This is a genomic window from Pseudomonas sp. S2_E02 (assembly GCF_054668355.1).
The window spans coordinates 4,690,883-4,707,649 of record NZ_CP162761.1 but is presented as its reverse complement, the minus strand read 5'-3'; the positions used below and the strand labels follow the sequence as shown (position 1 = coordinate 4,707,649).

14 protein-coding genes are annotated in these 16,767 nt (G+C 61.6%); 4 read left to right on the top strand and 10 right to left on the bottom strand.

Annotated elements, in window-relative coordinates:
* Positions 1-127 precede the first annotated feature (127 nt).
* Complete coding sequence (locus AB4O01_RS21180) at positions 128-589, bottom strand: aminoacyl-tRNA deacylase (RefSeq protein ID WP_320336039.1); 462 nt, start codon at positions 587-589, stop codon at positions 128-130.
* Between the two features lie 153 nt (positions 590-742).
* Here AB4O01_RS21180 and AB4O01_RS21175 point away from each other — a divergent pair, with 153 nt between their 5' ends.
* Both AB4O01_RS21175 and AB4O01_RS21170 read left to right on the top strand, forming a co-directional pair.
* Complete coding sequence (locus tag AB4O01_RS21175) at positions 743-1,294, top strand: NfeD family protein (protein WP_186620838.1); 552 nt, start codon at positions 743-745, stop codon at positions 1,292-1,294.
* Positions 1,295-1,296: 2 nt separating this feature from the next.
* Entirely contained in the window at positions 1,297-2,055 is a 759-nt protein-coding gene (locus tag AB4O01_RS21170; protein ID WP_007917711.1) for a slipin family protein, read from the top strand.
* 37 nt (positions 2,056-2,092) lie between these two features.
* Here AB4O01_RS21170 and AB4O01_RS21165 read toward each other — a convergent pair whose 3' ends face one another.
* The 8 genes from AB4O01_RS21165 to AB4O01_RS21130 all read right to left on the bottom strand — a co-directional run bounded on the left by AB4O01_RS21165 (position 2,093) and on the right by AB4O01_RS21130 (position 15,038).
* The gene (locus AB4O01_RS21165; RefSeq protein WP_414927296.1) at positions 2,093-3,076 is read right to left on the bottom strand and encodes a sulfotransferase family protein; all 984 of its coding nucleotides are present in this window, start codon (positions 3,074-3,076) and stop codon (positions 2,093-2,095) included.
* Positions 3,064-3,849, bottom strand: coding sequence for an aspartyl/asparaginyl beta-hydroxylase domain-containing protein (locus AB4O01_RS21160; protein WP_186620873.1), 786 nt, complete (start codon positions 3,847-3,849; stop codon positions 3,064-3,066). Before AB4O01_RS21160 ends, AB4O01_RS21165 begins: the two co-directional genes overlap by 13 nt.
* The gene (gene cysC, locus AB4O01_RS21155; RefSeq protein WP_093440273.1) at positions 3,846-4,451 is read right to left on the bottom strand and encodes an adenylyl-sulfate kinase; all 606 of its coding nucleotides are present in this window, start codon (positions 4,449-4,451) and stop codon (positions 3,846-3,848) included. The genes AB4O01_RS21160 and cysC overlap by 4 nt, the downstream gene beginning before the upstream one ends.
* Positions 4,435-5,952, bottom strand: a complete 1,518-nt coding sequence (locus AB4O01_RS21150) for a TolC family protein (protein WP_186620842.1) — start codon at positions 5,950-5,952, stop codon at positions 4,435-4,437. Before AB4O01_RS21150 ends, cysC begins: the two co-directional genes overlap by 17 nt.
* Positions 5,953-5,998: 46 nt before the next feature.
* Positions 5,999-11,221: a beta strand repeat-containing protein gene (locus AB4O01_RS21145; protein ID WP_460089433.1), complete on the bottom strand. Its 5,223-nt coding sequence runs from the start codon at positions 11,219-11,221 to the stop codon at positions 5,999-6,001.
* On the bottom strand, positions 11,218-12,405 hold the full coding sequence (locus tag AB4O01_RS21140; RefSeq protein ID WP_460089431.1) for a DUF4347 domain-containing protein: 1,188 nt from the start codon (positions 12,403-12,405) through the stop codon (positions 11,218-11,220). Before AB4O01_RS21140 ends, AB4O01_RS21145 begins: the two co-directional genes overlap by 4 nt.
* Before the next feature lie 56 nt (positions 12,406-12,461).
* Positions 12,462-13,307, bottom strand: coding sequence for a sulfotransferase family protein (locus AB4O01_RS21135; protein WP_093440257.1), 846 nt, complete (start codon positions 13,305-13,307; stop codon positions 12,462-12,464).
* A gap of 150 nt (positions 13,308-13,457) precedes the next feature.
* Positions 13,458-15,038, bottom strand: coding sequence for a glycosyltransferase family 39 protein (locus AB4O01_RS21130; protein ID WP_460089430.1), 1,581 nt, complete (start codon positions 15,036-15,038; stop codon positions 13,458-13,460).
* Positions 15,039-15,276: 238 nt separating this feature from the next.
* Here AB4O01_RS21130 and AB4O01_RS21125 point away from each other — a divergent pair, with 238 nt between their 5' ends.
* Both AB4O01_RS21125 and AB4O01_RS21120 read left to right on the top strand, forming a co-directional pair.
* On the top strand, positions 15,277-15,864 hold the full coding sequence (locus AB4O01_RS21125) for a phage tail protein (RefSeq protein ID WP_460089428.1): 588 nt from the start codon (positions 15,277-15,279) through the stop codon (positions 15,862-15,864).
* Positions 15,865-15,918: 54 nt separating this feature from the next.
* A complete protein-coding gene (locus tag AB4O01_RS21120; RefSeq protein WP_093440242.1) occupies positions 15,919-16,230 on the top strand; it encodes a DUF6916 family protein in 312 nt (103 codons plus the stop codon).
* A 42-nt stretch (positions 16,231-16,272) separates the two neighbouring features.
* Here AB4O01_RS21120 and AB4O01_RS21115 read toward each other — a convergent pair whose 3' ends face one another.
* Positions 16,273-16,767, bottom strand: coding sequence for a GNAT family N-acetyltransferase (locus AB4O01_RS21115; RefSeq protein WP_186620848.1), 495 nt, complete (start codon positions 16,765-16,767; stop codon positions 16,273-16,275).

The window sequence follows — 16,767 nt, the reverse complement described above, 5'->3', positions numbered from 1 at the left end:
GCTGAGTTCCTTCAAAAACGGGGTGTGTGGAAGATTATTCGCGAGCAGGCTCGCTCCCACAGGGGAATGCAATCAACCTGTGGGAGCGAGCCTGCTCGCGAAGGCGTCAGTGCCGGCGCCACAAATCCTAATTACTCAACTCACGCACCTCGGCATGCGGCACCATTTTCAGAAACTCCGGCATGCTCATGTGCAGCAGGTAGTTGTGGTTGCCCGCCTCCAGATAAATATCCTTCTGCCGCGTCAGCAACGGGTCGATGACCATGTCCAGCCCGTAGGAGTCACCCAGCGGCGGCACTGCCCCGCGTTCGCAGTCGTCGAAAATATGCGCCAGATTGCTTTCGCGGGTCAGTTGCCATTCGCCGCTGGTGCGTACCTTGCTCAGGTCCAGGTGACGACTGGCCGGCAATACGGCCATCAGGTAATGCCCGTGGTGGTCGTCGAGAATGATCGATTTGGCCACGCGCTCGGCGGGTACCCCGGCGACCCGTGCGGTTTCCAGGCTGCTGGACGAGTGTCGATGGGCGACGATGTCGTATTCGCAGTGCGCCCGGTTCAGGCTGCTCTGCACCTTTCTTGCCATACGCATGATGCACCTCGGTGTTGCGCTGAACGGTGATTGCCGTGTCTTTGAGTCTAGTTCGGCGGGTGTCTGGCGCAGGGAAATCCGCTCACCGGACATATCTGCACATTGATCAAAATTCATACAGGACAACCCTCAACTAGACTGTAAGAACCAGACATGACGCTCGCGGAGGGTCACGTGAACAGCCGATGTTGTGCGTTTGCCTTGCTCCTGATGATCAGCGGATCAGCCCTGGCTGCCGACAGCCAGTTACCGGCCATGAGTCCGGCCGGTTTGTGGCTGATTACCTTGGGCATCGTGTTTCTGATCGCCGAAGCGGCGCTGCCCAATTACGGGGTGATCGGCTTGGCCGGAATCATCATGTTCGTCATCGGCGCGCTGATTCTGAGCAACGCCGAATTGCCGGCGCCGATGATGATCGGCCTCGGTCTGATCAGCGCCCTGCTGTTGCTCGCGCTGCTGATCCGTGCCCTGAAAACCCGCCCGCGCCATGCCGTCAGTGGCGACGCCGGCCTGCTCGGCAGTGTGACCGCGATCACCACGGTGCAACCGGGCGATGCCCGTAACGGCTGGGTGCAACTGCAAGGTGAACGCTGGCAAGTGCTCAGTGCCACACCGCTGCACACCGGGCAACCGGTGCGCGTGGTGGCGCGCAAGGGATTGTTGCTGCAAGTGGCCGCGACTGACGCGGCACCGCTCGGAGAGTGATCATGGGTCTGCAAATCGGTTTTGTTGCGCTGCTGTTACTGGTCATTGCCCTGGCCGGCTCGACGTTTCGCATCCTGCGCGAATACGAACGCGGCGTGGTGTTTCAGCTCGGCCGTTTTTGGCAGGTCAAAGGCCCCGGTCTGATCCTGCTGATCCCGGTGGTCCAGCAAATGGTCAGGGTCGACCTGCGCACGGTCGTCCTCGACGTGCCGCCGCAGGACGTGATCACCCGCGACAACGTCTCGGTCAAGGTCAACGCCGTGCTGTATTTCCGCGTGCTCGATCCGCAGAAGGCGATTATTCAGGTTGAGGATTATCTTTCTGCCACCAGCCAACTGGCGCAAACCACCCTGCGCGCGGTGCTTGGCAAGCATGAACTGGATGAGCTGCTGGCCGAGCGCGAGCAGTTGAACATCGACATTCAGCAGGTGCTCGATGCGCAGACCGATGCCTGGGGGATCAAGGTCGCCAACGTCGAGATCAAGCATGTCGATCTCAACGAATCGATGGTCCGCGCCATCGCCAAACAGGCAGAAGCCGAACGCGAGCGGCGCGCGAAAGTGATTCACGCCGAAGGCGAATTGCAGGCCTCGGAAAAACTCATGCAAGCGGCGGAAATGCTCGGACGCCAGCCCGGGGCGATGCAGTTGCGCTATATGCAGACCTTGAGTTCGATTGCCGGAGACAAGAGTTCGACGATTGTCTTTCCGTTGCCGATCGAATTGCTCAAGGGCATGGCGGATTTGTCCGGCAAGTCCTGAAGAGCAAAAGATCGCAGCCTGCGGCATCTACAGGGGATCACATTTCAATGTAGGAGCCGCCGAAGGCTGCGATCTTTTGAATGCCGCGCAATTCTTCCAGGGCTTCAAATGGTGCTAGCGCAAAAGTGCGCACACGTTCCTGCAACAGCGCCGAAGCCTCGCGGCGCTTGTCTTCACCATCGGCAACAAACACTTGCGAAGGCTGTTTCGCATGCTGCGCGGCAGCGGCAAACACCTGCTGACGCTGCACATCATTCAATCGAAAGAACCGCGCCAAACGCCCTGCCATCGCATCAGGCAACTCACTGTAATTCACCGCCAAACCGCCGGAATCACGGCAATGCAGCCACCCGGCTTCAAGCAAGCGCCCCAAACGCCGCGCGATAAAATCTTCACGTCCTTCAAACGGCAAACCATCCTCCAATACGCAATCACCGAGCATCCCCGGCACCATGTGCATCCCCGGCCGGCGCAGATGAGAAACGGCAATTTCCAAAGGATCGCGATAGAGAAACAGCCACGGCGTATCTGCGAAACAGTCCTGCAGCAGCGGCCATTCACCGATGTTCCAAGCGTCGAGTTTGATCACTAAACGCTGTTCAATACCGCGCCGGCGCTGACCATAAGCCGAGAGCAATCCAGTGATCACCGCCCGGCGTTCGATGGCAGGCAATTCGTTGCGCAACAGTGCGTCCAGCGGCGGCGGTTCGGACACAACGATGTGATCGTCGAGTTGCGCGAGCATCTGACTGATCAACGTCGAGCCACAGCGCGAGGCGTGCAGAATAAAAGCGCTTGGTGCGAGGCCGGGGCTTTGCGCTTGCCATTCGGTCAGCGCCGACAGCGGCGTCTGCCGTCGAAACGCCTGATTGAAGGGCAGCCGCAGTGCATCGTCCACCGCCTCACGGAAAAACGGCTGATGCAGCGGTGTCTCACCGAACCAGCACCAATCGACCCGCCACTGCCCATCAACCGGCCAGACACGAATCGGCAACCAACCGTCGAAACTCAACAGCTCCATTGTTCGTTCCATTGCCGCCGACCATTGCGCATCGCGGTACGCAGTTCTTCGCGAGAAAATACCAAGCCGCGTTCCGTCGCGAGTTCCAGCGTTCGAGCGATAAATACCTCAGGGTCATGCAGCGTGCGCAAGACCAGTGACAGCGAGCCATCCTCAGTCACCAGCCTTTGAAAGCGCTGCAAGTCGGTATCGGCCAAACCCGGCGCTGGTGTGTCGGGCAATCCTTCGACGATCATCTGTTCAAGCCAGGCATCGGGTTTGCAATCGATGACCAGATGAATACGCGCTGAGGTATCGCGGTTATCCACTCGGTGCGGACGGGCGAGATCGAGAAACCAGCATTCCCCAGCAGCCATCGGCACGCGTTGGCCGTCGAGCCAGAAGTCGACATTGGGCGGACTGAGCAACGGAATGTGCAAACGGCGATCGGCGTCCGGGCCATTCAGATCGTAATCGCGATGTTCGTGAATGCGCGCGCCAGGGCCCAGGCGCAGCAGTCGAGCGCTGACGATATTCAGCGACAGATTGCGCAAGCCGTGGCGCCAGCGCTCATCACGCAACCACGGTTCGCGTAGCAACGGCTCACCGCGACCGGGCGACAGTTCGGTCAACGCATCGGCTGCCGAAATCAGCGCGACGCCACTCCAGTCACCCGAGAAATACTCGGTGTTGAAGTGACTGCGCCAGGCGTCGTCGGCAATCGCCGCCAGCGCTTGCAGCAACAGCGGCAAATCCACCGTCACCGGCAAACGCGAGAACGCCGGCCGGCTCATGTCCTGGGCAACACCGCGCACTCGCCGAGCCAGGTCAGCAATCGATCAAGGCAGGCTTCGACCGTTTGCGCACCGGTGTCGAGCACCAGCGACGCCTGCGTTGGCGGCTCATACGGTGCCGACACTCCGGTAAATCCAGCGAGGTCACCGCGTCGCGCACGGGCGTAATGCCCTTTCGGATCACGCTGCTCGCACACCGCCAGCGAAGCGCTGCACCAGACTTCGCGATAGTCGTCCCCCAAGCGTTGCGCAAACACCTCACGCAGTTCGGCCAGTGGCGCAATCATCGCCAAAATCACGATTTGCCCGTTTTCCACCAGCAACGCGGCGAGCTCGCTGGCGCGACGAATATTTTCCTGGCGATCAGCGTCGGTGAATCGCAGATCCCGATTGAGCCCGATGCGCAAACCGTCGCCATCCAGTACCACGCTTTGCAAACCTCGCCCGAACAACTCGGCGTGCAGCGCCTGGGCAAGTGTCGACTTGCCCGCCGCCGGCAAACCGGTCAACAGAATCGCTGCACCGCGATGCCCATTACGAACCTCGCGTTGCGTGCGGCTGACGCTGGCAACGGGCGCCAGCACATCACTGCGCTGGGGCATGCGCCACCACCGGCACCGAGATATCCCCCGACGCCCACGCCGACTCGCGGTTGGCCAGCGCGGTAGCGATCGACTGCACTTCGGTCGACTGCACCTGATCCGGCAGCGGATCGAGGCCGGCACTGGCGAAGATCTGGCCGTAGGCATTGCGCAAATCGGCGTACGACAAATCACGGCGCAAGTCGGCTTGCAGGTTGTTCAACTCGCCCTGAATCAACTCCAGCTCACCAATCCCGGCAGCCTGATGACGGTTGCGTAACTGGCCAACGATTTGCCCGTCGATGTCCGACAACTGTTGGTTGGTCTTGAACTGGCGCATGGCTTCTTGATAGTTGGCATTCGCCACATACAGTTGCGCGAGCACCGCTATCGACATTGCTTGTCGCCGCGCAGTGGCCACTTCTTCGCCGGCCTTGGCGACGTTGATCGCCGCCGGAGCGGAGATCACGTTGAACAGGTTCCAGGTGACTTTCACGCCATAGTCGGCCCAGCCCTGCTCGACAAGGAAGGAGTTGCTGTCGTAATGCCCGCCAGCAGAAAACTCCAGGCCCGGCAGCAAGCGCAGCATGGCCTTGCGGGTTTCTGCGGCGCTGATGCGCGTCTGGTAATCCTGCTCGCGCAGTTCCGGGCGGCTGGTCAGGGCTTCCTGTTCGAGTTTGGCCAGATCGACCTTGAGTTCGGGAATCTGATAACCGTCATCGGTGGCCAAAGTTAAAGGGGTGCCCAGCGGCAAGTTGATCAGCGTCGCCAGTTCGGTTTTCGCCAGCGACAAGGCGCGGCGTTGTTCTTCCAGTTGCCGGGTCGCTTCGATCAGCGAGCGCTGGTAACCGAGCGACTGCACCGGATCTCCAATGCGTTGATCGCTCAGGGTCTGACTGTTGTCGCGGGCGGTCTGCACTCGTGCCATCAGGCTGTCGATCTGCTTGAGCAGACGTTCAGCGGCCATCGCCCGCCAATAGGCCGAGCGCACGTCCTGAACGATGGTGTTGATCACCTTGCGGCGCCGTTCCTGGACGATCAGGCGCTGATCGCCCTGCTGCTTGGCGCTGATGTAGCTGACGCCGAAGTCGAGGACGTTCCAGACCATGGTCAGGTCGGCAACTTCGCGGTCACGATCCTGCGAGGTCGACGGTTCCAGAGACTGGGTGCCGGTGCGTACGCTCTGGCTGCTGGAGGCGTTGACGTTGTTGCGCCCGACGTAGCCGGCATCCAGCGCCATGCGCGGTAGCATGTCGAAACTGGCGAGGTCGAGCTGCCGCTTGGCCAGCGCTTCCTCCATGATCTTCAAGCGGCCTTCGAGGTTGTACTTCACGGCGCGGGCCATGGCTTGGTGCAGGGTCAACGGACCGCGCAGCGGTTCCTGATCCTTGTACATGCCTTGCAGATCGCTTTTGGCACGCTGTTCACTGACGCTGCGCTCAATCGGTTCACTGGTCACTGCACATCCGCTGATCGCCAGCGCCAGCAGGCTGGCGCCGAACAACTTCTGACTTCTCTTCATCCCTGGATCGCCCCTAGGTCCCGCACAGTGTTGAGTTATGGTTTTTTCAGGCCGATATTTCGCTGATGCCGACCTGTTGCAGTGCTGCCGCCAGGTTGTCGACCCGGTGCTGTTCGTTGTCTTTGAGTTGTTGCAGTTGCTGGCCCAGCGTCGGCGCGCCAAATACGCCGCGCAGGCCTTGAGAAACATCACCCGCCTTGAGTGACTGACTGCCGAACGCATTCAATGAATCGCGCTCGGCGGCACTGTCCTGATTGAACAGGCTCGCCAGTGTGCTGCTGCCGAACACGCCGCCGTCACCCCCGCCAAAACCGAGGAAGCCGTGACCGGATCCATCAGCGCCGCTGTCGCTGCTGCTGAACACTTGCGCGATGAAGCTCGGGCTGAGGGCTCCGTGATTCATGAAGATATCGCCCAAAGGACGGATGCCATTGCCGATCACCCGTTGCTCGAACAGCGGCGCGAAGGTCAGCGGGGAGCCGAGGTCGCCGGTCGGCGCGGTGAAAATGATCGGTTGCAACGGCACGTTTGGCGGCGGTGGCGGCGCCACCGGATCGCTGCTGCGAATCAGTGGATCGGGAATCACCACACTGGTTGGCGTAGTGGGAGGAACGACCGCCGGCACGGTGTTGATCGCGTAATTGTTCGAGCTGCTGACACCGCTGCCGCTGTTGCCGGACAGATCACTGACCCCGGCGCTGTTGACGCTGATGGCATTGCTGGCGCTGTTGACGTTGGCATTCGGCGTCAGGGTCGCGGTCCAGGTTTTGCCGCCGTCGCTGCTGCTCAGGTTGGACAAGGTGCCATTGCCGACATTGATGTCCGCCAGATCAAAACCACTGACCGCCTCATTGAAGGTGATGGTTACCTGGGAGGTCTGGCCGAGACCGAGATTCGGATTGGCAATCACCACCGTCGCCGTGGGCCGTTCGCTGTCGAGTGCGTAGTTGTTCGACACCGCCACCGTGCTGCCGACGTTACCGGCCAGATCCGTGACGTTGCTGGTGTCCAGCGCGATGAAGTTGCTCGGATCGCTGACGTTGGCGGTCGGCGTGAAGGTCGCGGTCCAGGTCTTGCCGCCATCACTGCTGCTGAGGTTGCTCAGATCACCGTTGGTCACGCTCAGGTCGGATAAGTCGAAATTGCTCACCGCCTCGCTGAAAGTGAAGGTCACCGTGGTGGTCTGGCCGATGCCCAAGTGCGAATTGGCGACCACGATGTCCACCGTTGGCCGGGTCGCATCCAGCGCGTAATTGTTGGAAATGGCGATGCTGGCGCCAAGGTTGCCGGCCAGATCCTGCACGCCGGCGGTGTCGACGATGATCAGGTTGGTTGCATCGTTGACATTGGCGGTTGGCGTCAGCGTGGCGGTCCAGGTGACGCCGCCATCGCTGCTGGTCAGGTTCGCCAATGTGCCGTTGGCAACACTGATGTCCGACAGGTCAAAACCGCTGACTGCTTCACTGAACGTGATGGTCACTGTGGTGGTTTCACCGATGCCCAGGCGATTGTCGGCGACCACGATGGTTGCAGTCGGCAACGCCGTGTCGATGGCGAAATTGTTCGAATCGGTGGTGCCGACGCCACTGTTGCCGGAGGCGTTGGTCACGCCACTGTTGTCGAGGGTGATCAGGTTGCTGGTGTCGGTGATGTTGGCGGTCGGCGTCAGCGTAGCGGTCCAGGTAATGCCGCCGTCGCTGGAGGCCACATTGCTCAAGGTGCCGTTGGCGATGGTCAGGTCAGCGTTGCTGAAACCGCTGACGGCCTCGCTGAAGGTGATCGTCACGATCGAAGTTTCCCCGGCCTTGAGCGAGCTGTCCGCAACGACAATGGTCGCCGTCGGCACTTCGGTCTGTACCGCATAGTTCGCCGAGTTGGTGGTGCCGGTGCCGGCATTGCCCGCCAGATCGCTGATGCCAGCGTTATTCAGCACGATCAGGTTAGTCGCATCGCTGAGGCCAATGGTCGGGGTAAACGTGGCGGTCCAGGTGATGCCGCCGTCGCTCGAAGAGACGTTGCTCAGCGTGCCGTTGGCGACGCTCAGGTCGGAATTGTCGAAGCCCGTGACCGCCTCGCTGAAGGTAATTGTGACGAGCGCGGTTTCGCCCGGGCGCAAGTCGGTATCACTGATAACGATGGTGGCGGTAGGGCGCTGGCTGTCGATCACATAGTTGCCCGAGTCGGTGGTGCCGCTGCCGGTGTTGCCCGCCACGTCAGTAATGCCGGTGTTGTCCAGGGTGATGATGTTGCTGGTGTCCGTGATGCCCGCCGACGGCGTAAACGTCGCCGTGTAGGTGATGTTGTCCGACGTACTCAATCCGGAGAGCGTGCCGTTGGCCACAGTCAGATCGGCCAGAGTCAAACCGCTCACCGCCTCGCTGAAGGTGATGGTCACAGTGGTGGTCTGGCCGACGCCCAGTGCCGAGTCGGCGAGTGCAATGGTTGCCGTTGGGCGTTGGGTGTCGATGGCGTAGTTGTTGGAGTTGGTGGTGCCATTGCCCGCGTTGCCGGAGGCGTTTTGCACGCCGCTGTTGTCGAGGCTGATCAGGTTGGAGGCGTCGGTGATGTTGCTGGTTGGCGTGAACGTCGCCGTCCAGGTGATGCCGCCATCGCTGCTGCTCACCGCCGTCAGCGTACCGTTGGCAATCGTCAGGTCGGCATTGTTGAAACCGCTGACGGCTTCGCTGAAGGTGATGGTCACCGTCGTCGTCTCACCAATCGTCAGGCTGTTGTCAGCGACGACGATGGTCGCGGTCGGTGCCACGGTGTTGATGGTGAAGTTGCCCGAGTTGGTCGTGCCCGTGCCGGTGTTCCCGGCCAGGTCAGCGATCCCGGTGTTGGCCAGGGTGATGATATTGCTGGTGTCGTTGACCCCCACGGTCGGCGTGAACGTCGCTGTCCAGGTGATGCCGCCATCCGCGCTACTGACCGCCGTGAGCGTGCCGTTGGGCACGGCGAGGTCGGCGTTGCTGAAACCGCTGATCGCTTCGCTGAAGGTGATGGTCACCAGTGAGGTTTCGCCGGCGCTCAGGGCAGGATCGGCGATCACGATGGTCGCGGTCGGCCGCTGGGTGTCGATGCTGTAATTGTTCGAATCGGTGGTGCCGCTGCCAGCGTTACCGGCCAGGTCGGCAACACCGGTGTTGTCCAGCGTCACCAGGTTGGTGGCATCGGTGATGTTCGCACTCGGCGTAAACGTCGCCGTCCAGGTAATCCCGCCGTCCGCACTGCTGACCGCCGTCAGAGTGCCGTTGGCGATGGTCAGGTCGGCGTTGGTGAAACCGCTCACCGCTTCACTGAAGGTGATGGTCACCAGCGAGGTATCGCCGATTTTCAAAGTATTTTGCGCGAACACCACGGTGGCGGTCGGCCGCACGGTGTCGATCGCGTAATTGTTGGAATCGGTGGTGCCGACGCCGGTATTGCCCGCCAGATCGGTGACCCCGCTGTTATTCAGCGTGATGAGGTTGGTGGCGTCAGTGATGCTGCTGGTCGGCGTGAAAGTGGCCGTCCAGGTGATGCCGCCATCCGCGCTGCTGACTGCGCTCAACGTACCGTTGGCAATGCTCAGATCGGCGTTGGTGAAACCGCTGACCGCCTCACTGAAGGTGATGGTCACCAGAGAGGTTTCACCGATTTTCAGCGCGTTGTCGGCGACCACGATGGTCGCCGTCGGCCGCGCGGTGTCGATCGCGTAGTTGTTGGAGTTGGTGCTGCCAGTGCCGGCGTTGCCGGACAGGTCATTGACACCGGTATTGTCCAGAGTGATCAGGTTGGTGGTGTCGGTGACGCTCGTGGTTGGCGTCAGCGTGGCGGTCCAGGTGATGCCGCCGTCGCTGCTGCTCAGTCCGCTCAAGGTGCCGTTGGCCACCGTCAGGTCGGCGGCGGTGAAGCCGCTCACCGCTTCGCTGAAGGTGATGGTCACCACAGAGGTTTCGCCTGCCGCGAGATTGGTGTCGGCAACGACAATGGTCGCTGTCGGACGCACGGTGTCGATCGCGTAATTGGCTGAATCGGTGGTGCCGCTGCCGGCGTTGCCGGCCAGATCCGCCACCCCGGTGTTGTCCAGGGTAATCAGGTTGGTGGCATCGCTAATGCTCGCGTTCGGGGTGAACGTCGCTGTCCAGGTGATGCCGCCGTCGGCGCTGCTGACGTTGGTCAGCGTACCGTTGGCAATTGTCAGGTCGGCGTTGGTGAAACCGGATACCGCTTCGCTGAAGGTAATGGTCACCAGAGATGTATCGCCAATTTTCAGCGCGGTGTCGGCCATGACGATGGTCGCGGTCGGGCGCTGAGTATCGATCGCGTAATTGTTCGAGTTGGTGGTGCCAACACCGGCCACGCTGTCGGACACTGCCGCCACCCCGGTGTTATCGAGGGTGATGAGGTTGGTGGTGTCGGTAATGTTGTTGGTCGGCGTGAAGGTCGCCGTCCAGGTAATTCCGCCGTCGGCGCTGGAAACACTGGTCAGCGTGCCGTTGGCAATGGTCAGGTCGGCGTTGGTGAAACCGCTGACCGCACGACTGAAGGTGATGGTCACCAGCGACGTTTCGCCGATTCTCAGCGCGGTATCGGCGACCACGACGGTGGCGGTGGGTGGTTCCACGTAAGCGGTGTTGAGCGTACCGCCGTTGTTGTAGATCCCCACCAGTGCGCTCGGCGTCGTGCCGGTCGAACCGCCGTTGGAAAGCCCCCCGCCACCGCTGGCGGCGCCGTTGCCGCTGATCGCCGCGAAGTTGCTCGCGGTGATCAGCACCACACCGCCGTTGTTCCAGATCGCTCCGACGCCGCGACCGCCGGCACCGCCATCGGCACCGTTGCTGCCGACCCCACCGCCACCACCACCGCCGCCGCCGGCAGCAATGTTGTTGCTGATGACCGAGGTGCCGATGACTTTCAGGGTGCCGCTCGAAGCGTTGTAGATACCGCCCGCCGCATTGCCGCCGACGCCGCCGACTTTGTCCCAGCCGGAACCACCGCCGCCGCCGCCAATCGACAGGCTGCCGTTGCTCGCCGAACCGCCATTGCCGCCATGACTGTAACCGGCACCGGCGCTGCCGCCATTGCCGCCCACGCCACCGGTGCTGGTGCCGCCTCGGCCGCCCATGTCGGTCGGGCTGTAACCACCGCCATAACCGCCGGCATTGGCACTGCCTGCGCCGCCGGCATAAGTGCCAGTGGCTGGGCCGGACGAACCACCATGGCCACCGGTCTGGCCACCGATACCCGCGCCACCGCCACCGCCACCGCCGACATAACCGCCGGTCACCCCCCGCCGCCGCCACCGCCGGAAGCGGCGTTCGCGGTCACGGTGACGTTGTTCAGGGTAAGAGTGCCGGCGTTGAAAATGCCGCCGCCCATGGCGCCCGCCGCCGCCGAGCCGCCATTACCGCCATTGCCCGCCACCAGACCTTTGGTGATCACCAGGCCGTCGAGAGTCACGGTGCTGCCGGAGGTGACTTCCACCACGCGGGTTTTGTACTGACCATCGAGGATCACGTCGGCGACGCCGTCGTTGTTCAGGTCGCCATCGACGGTGATGTTCTTGTTGATCAGCAATTCCGACGTGAGCTGAACGGTCATGCCGGAACTGAACGTGACAATGTCGCCGTTCTGCGCCGAAGCCAGCGCCGCGCGCAGGGAGCCGACACCCGAGTTGAGGTTGTTGGTCGCCGTCCAGGTGGCCAGGCCCCACTGGTACTCGCTCATGGCTTTGCTCGACAGCACGTTGGCGCTTTCGATGGTGCCGGTGGCGATCTCCAGATCCCAGTCGCCGCCGACACCGGTGCGATTGTTCGAAGCGGCCACATCACGTCCGGTCAACTGCGCCAGCGAATCGACGAAACTCAAGCCACGATCACCTTCGGCGGTGTAGCAGCCGTAAATCAGGATGTCGCCGCCAGCATTCATGTCCTTGCCGATTTCCGCGAGAACCGCGCTGCGCTGGGCGACGTTGTCTGCCGAGAGATAACTGTTGCCCAGCCACAAGTCACCGGCGTTGCCGTGGGCAATGATCTGCACCGAGCTGACGCCGTGATGCTGATCAAGGAAGTCGGCGATCTGTTGCAAACCATCCTTGCTGGCGTCGAGTTTCACCACTTGCGTGCCGGGAGCAATGCCTTGCAGCAGGCTGTCGGCATCCTTCACCCGCGAATCGACGAACACCACACTCTGACCGGGCACCGCGACCGGGCTGGCCGCCGGCGTGGCATCAGCCTGGCCGTGGGTGTCTTTACTCGCTACGGGATGATCGGCTGCCGGCGCCTTGGCCGCATCGGCAGCGGTGGGTGCATGGTTGTCGGCTTGCGCAGCGGTATCGGCCACGGTGGCGGCCACCGCGCCGTCGAACAGCATGCGCGGCTCCAGCGACATGATCATCGGCGAGGCCAGCGAACGCTGACCTGCGGTTGCCCGAGACCTGACTTTTGCACCGCCAAAAATGCTCCACCACATGTTGCTCACCCGAACTCGAACGAAGATACGTAAGGCATCAATGAAAAACGCCGCGATCAACTGATCGCGGCGTCGGATTTCATACGAATGACATTGGCGGCGCTGGCTGAGCCATCGAGCCAAAAGGACAAATCTGCGTATTGCTTGAACAGGTCGGGCGGCAGAATGGTGCGCCGTGACTGCAAGGCCACTTTCGGTTTGACCTTGTGCAGGCCAGCCAGGCCAAGGCCTTGGTCGAACGCCGGCGCGTCATAGGCCAGATGTTCGAAATCGTGCTCGAACCAGGGCTCACCGATAAATTCATAGACCAGCCGCAGCACGCGCTCCGGTGCCTGGGTCAACAAGTCGTAATCGATGATCAGCAGTGAGTCAGCGTGTTCGCCGTAATAGGCTTCCTTGAGCGCAGCCCAGGCAAAACCTACCAGGCGATTGCGCTGAGCCAGGGTTTCGCAGCGGCTGTACACCGTGTTGCGCTCGACGGCATCGCCAAACAGCTTGGTGTTTTCAAAGGGATTGGCGCGGTACAAGCGTTCAAGACTGTCCATGACCCAAGCGACGTTGCGTACGCAGGCGATGACTTTGGCTTGCGGAAACAGATCGTTGAGTGCCGGCAGACGCGAGCTCCACTGCCGATTGGTGTCGAACACCACCGGTTTGTCGGCCTTGTCGGCATAGTAGGAGTCGAACAGACCACGCAACAGGCGACGGCGCATGTCGGTGTCAATTACCGCGCCGTATTCACTGCCGGCGCTGCATTGCTCGAGGACACTGGCGAACAGCGATCCGACCGGGCTGGTCATGCCGGCGTGAAAGCGCGGGTTCTGCAAAAGAATCGCAGAAAGCAGGGTGGAGCCTGAGCGCGGCAAGCCGGAGATAAAGTGGAACTGCTGCAATCCCTTCACCCTGATCTAAAGTCCTTTTGTCCGACAAAGCGTAGTCCAACAACCCCCCTGCGACTAGTAGTGTTTTGATATCAATTCAGAGCAAAAAGAACTAACCAGTTAATTTTTTATCGCGGATTTAAAGGTGAAACGTTTTAGTCTGAACAGTCGCTATTCGGCTGCGGATTTCGGCGTGATCAAGCGCACTTGTGCCCCGCCCGCATGGACTTGCGCGCTGATCTGCCAAGTGGCGGGCAGCGCTGCAAACTCTGTCGGGTCATCCTGGGTGCCGACCAGCCATATCCGCGCGTTGCCAGAAACCTCGGCAAGGCTGTCGAGGTAGACATCGTCGCTGACCAGCGTACCGAAACCATATTGATTCGGCCGCGTCGAGCGGCCGTCTGCAGCCGGCGGCGTGTACAGCCGCACCTGTGCGTCGGTGCGATCGTAGTAGACGTAACTCAAGTACCAGAGCATGTCGCTGGTGATGATGCGATCTCCGGGCTGGAAATGCTGATTGACGTAGTTCACCACGCGATCGAACTGATCACTGCTGTCGACCGCGGCGTTGTTGTTCAGACCAACCATTTCCACCCCGAGCAATACCACCAGCACCGCCAACGCGAGGACCCGCACGCGGCTGTACAAACGGTCGATGGCCAGCGCCGCCAGCAGCGGCAAACCCAAGGCGTAGGCGGTCAGATAGCGCTCGATGAATACCGGCGTGATGAACGACACCGCAAACACCAGCAACAGCGGTAAGCCGGTGTACAACGCCAGCAGGACACTGCCGCGCGACACGCTGCGATCACGAATGACCGCCACCGCCGTCAGCAGCAGCAATGCCAGCGGCAACGCGCCGAACACCAGCAACGGCAGATGTTCGCCGTCATCCTGGATCAGCCATGTCCAGATCATCGACGGCAACGACGCCAGCGTCACCGGGTCTTCCCAGCCGACATCGCCACCGACCTTGAGTTGTTCCATGTGCTGCGTCAGATCGAGCAGGTTGGGCAGCCACGGCAGGTACAACGCCGCGATGGCCAGATTCGCCAGCCACCAGCCCGGGCGCTGGATATGCCGCAAGCGATAGCCGCGCTGGAACCGGATCACTCCCAGATAAACCCAGTGACACAGCGCCGCCAGCACCGCGAAGTAATGGGTATAGAACGCCGCCGTCATCAACAGCGCATAAACCACCAGATAGCGATGACGCTGCGGCCGGCGGATCCAGTAGACCAACGCCAGCGTCGCGGCGATCAACAACAGGCCGAGCAGCGAATACATGCGCACTTCCTGGCTGTAGCGCACCGCCGTCGGCAACAGCGCCAGCAGCAGGCCGGCGAGGATCGCAGCGCGGCGCGTGGCCAAGCGATCCACCAGCCAGACGCCCATTCCGACTACGGCGAGGCCGGCCAGAGCGCTAAGACAGCGAATGGCAAAAATCCCGTCGCCGAACAGTTCGATCCAGCCATGCAGCAGCATGAAGTACAGCGGCGGATGCACATCAAACGCCGCGTGGCGCCAGATATCGCCCAGCGAGTAGCGCGCCAGTAGCAGGCTGGAACCTTCGTCGCCCCAGATCGCCGCCGCAGTCAGGTCGTAAAAACGCACAGCGGCGGCCAAGAGCAGGATCGGCAGCAGCCAGTGCTCCCTCGCCCAACGGATCAAGGGCAAGCGGACAAACCACGAACCCGGCGTCGCATGCGGATCCTGTGTGTCGCCCACCGGTGTCACTCTGTTGACCTCCATCGCTTCCTCTTGCCGTGCCACGACACCACGCCTGTATGAGCCCGAACCTGCCAGTCACTCTAGGTCAGGCGCAGGAGACCCGTCGATGCCGATTTGCGACTTCACGACACCCGGCAACCTTGCCAATCCGCGTCTACGCTCTGGCGTGGCGTGACCTGGCCACGGAGTGCCAAGGCAATAGCACCAGCCTGATCCCACTAGCGGCCCGCCGACAACCAATCAGAAGGATAAGGACTTTATGGACGTTTACATGGGCACTGTTCTGACGTTTGCCTTCAACTACGCGCCCAGCGGCTGGGCCTTGTGCAACGGTCAGATCATCGGCATCAACCAGAACCAGGCGTTGTTTGCATTGCTGGGCACCACCTACGGCGGCAACGGTACCGTCAACTTCGGCCTGCCCAACCTGCAGAGCCGCATGCCGATCTGCCAAGGCAATGGCGGGGGCCTGACGCCGAGAGTCATGGGCGAAATCTCCGGCGCCGAACAAGTCACCGCCACCCTCAACAACCTGCCGAACCACACTCACACCCTCGCCGGCCTCACCGCCACCACCACCGTGCAACTGGCCAACCCGGCCAGCAACCCGGTGGGCGCTCCGACGGCGACCAATGCCTACATCGGCGCTTCGGGGACCGGGCCGGGTCTGGCGAATATCTTTTCCGATGCCCAGGGCACCTCAGCCATTCCTCTCAAAGGTGCTGCGACCACTATCAGCGGCACAATCTCGCCAACTGGCAACGGCTTACCGCTGCCCATCATGAACCCGTATCTGGTGATGAACTTCAGCATCGCGCTGAACGGTATTTTCCCTTCGCGTAACTGATCGACCACCGGGGGATCACCCTCCCCCGGCTCCCCTCTTTGCCGGAGCGAGACCATGCTGCAATCGGTTAAAAGCCAACATTTCCAGGCCCTTCTCGGGCGGATCGGCACCCTGTATCTGCCCGATGGCAGCGCATTGCAAATCCATATCGGCGAACTCGCAGAGAAACCGCTGGCGCAAATGCGTTACAGCGAGCGCATGCCATTCAGCGTCGAACTGAGCAGCCTGGAAGCGACTGAATTCGTCGATGGTTTATGTACACTGGAGTTGCCTGAACTGGGGCGAGTGGACGGCATCTTCGTGTCGCGCGTACCACCGATGGGGCGGCCGCCAGAGCTGGCTTACTTCCACATCACCTTCAACTGACCCGAACCCAAGGAGCAGCCTTCGGCGGCTCCTGCACGGAGATTACTGGGGATACCAGACCAGTCGCTCCGCCGCCGGGTTGCTTTCTTCAACCGCAAACCCGAGCGCGAGGTAATGCCGTCGCGCATGGGGATTGCTGGTCCAGACCACCGTCGCCACCGGGCAGCGAATCTGCTGCGCGGCTTTCTGCACGCCTTGCAGCACCGCCCGCCCAAAACCCTGGCCACGCGCCTGCGGAATGAACGCCAGGTACAACACGCGAATCTCGTTGGCGCCGAAATCAGTACTCAACGCGCCAATCGCCGTGCCGAGTTTTTCTACCACGTAGTGCATGGCGTTGGGGTAGTTGTCGGCCATGCCCTGCTCCTGCACCTGAAACTGCTGCGCGACCAGTTGCTGCACCTGTTCCTGCTCGCCGTCGACCCATTGCAGGTCCGGCCGCGCCGTCTGATACAGGCCCTGCAAAAATGGCGCGTCGGTTGCCCGCGAAGGTCGCACCACCAATCCGTCTGCCGCCACTGCTGCGTTGTCCGCCAT

Coding starts and splice junctions, on each gene's coding strand:
- AB4O01_RS21180 (WP_320336039.1), bottom strand. CDS start 589: ATGCGTATGGCAAGAAAGGTGCAGAGCAGCCTGAACCGGGCGCACTGC.
- AB4O01_RS21175 (WP_186620838.1), top strand. CDS start 743: ATGACGCTCGCGGAGGGTCACGTGAACAGCCGATGTTGTGCGTTTGCC.
- AB4O01_RS21170 (WP_007917711.1), top strand. CDS start 1,297: ATGGGTCTGCAAATCGGTTTTGTTGCGCTGCTGTTACTGGTCATTGCC.
- AB4O01_RS21165 (WP_414927296.1), bottom strand. CDS start 3,076: ATGGAGCTGTTGAGTTTCGACGGTTGGTTGCCGATTCGTGTCTGGCCG.
- AB4O01_RS21160 (WP_186620873.1), bottom strand. CDS start 3,849: ATGAGCCGGCCGGCGTTCTCGCGTTTGCCGGTGACGGTGGATTTGCCG.
- cysC (WP_093440273.1), bottom strand. CDS start 4,451: ATGCCCCAGCGCAGTGATGTGCTGGCGCCCGTTGCCAGCGTCAGCCGC.
- AB4O01_RS21150 (WP_186620842.1), bottom strand. CDS start 5,952: ATGAAGAGAAGTCAGAAGTTGTTCGGCGCCAGCCTGCTGGCGCTGGCG.
- AB4O01_RS21140 (WP_460089431.1), bottom strand. CDS start 12,405: ATGTGGTGGAGCATTTTTGGCGGTGCAAAAGTCAGGTCTCGGGCAACC.
- AB4O01_RS21130 (WP_460089430.1), bottom strand. CDS start 15,038: ATGGAGGTCAACAGAGTGACACCGGTGGGCGACACACAGGATCCGCAT.
- AB4O01_RS21125 (WP_460089428.1), top strand. CDS start 15,277: ATGGACGTTTACATGGGCACTGTTCTGACGTTTGCCTTCAACTACGCG.
- AB4O01_RS21120 (WP_093440242.1), top strand. CDS start 15,919: ATGCTGCAATCGGTTAAAAGCCAACATTTCCAGGCCCTTCTCGGGCGG.
- AB4O01_RS21115 (WP_186620848.1), bottom strand. CDS start 16,767: ATGGCGGACAACGCAGCAGTGGCGGCAGACGGATTGGTGGTGCGACCT.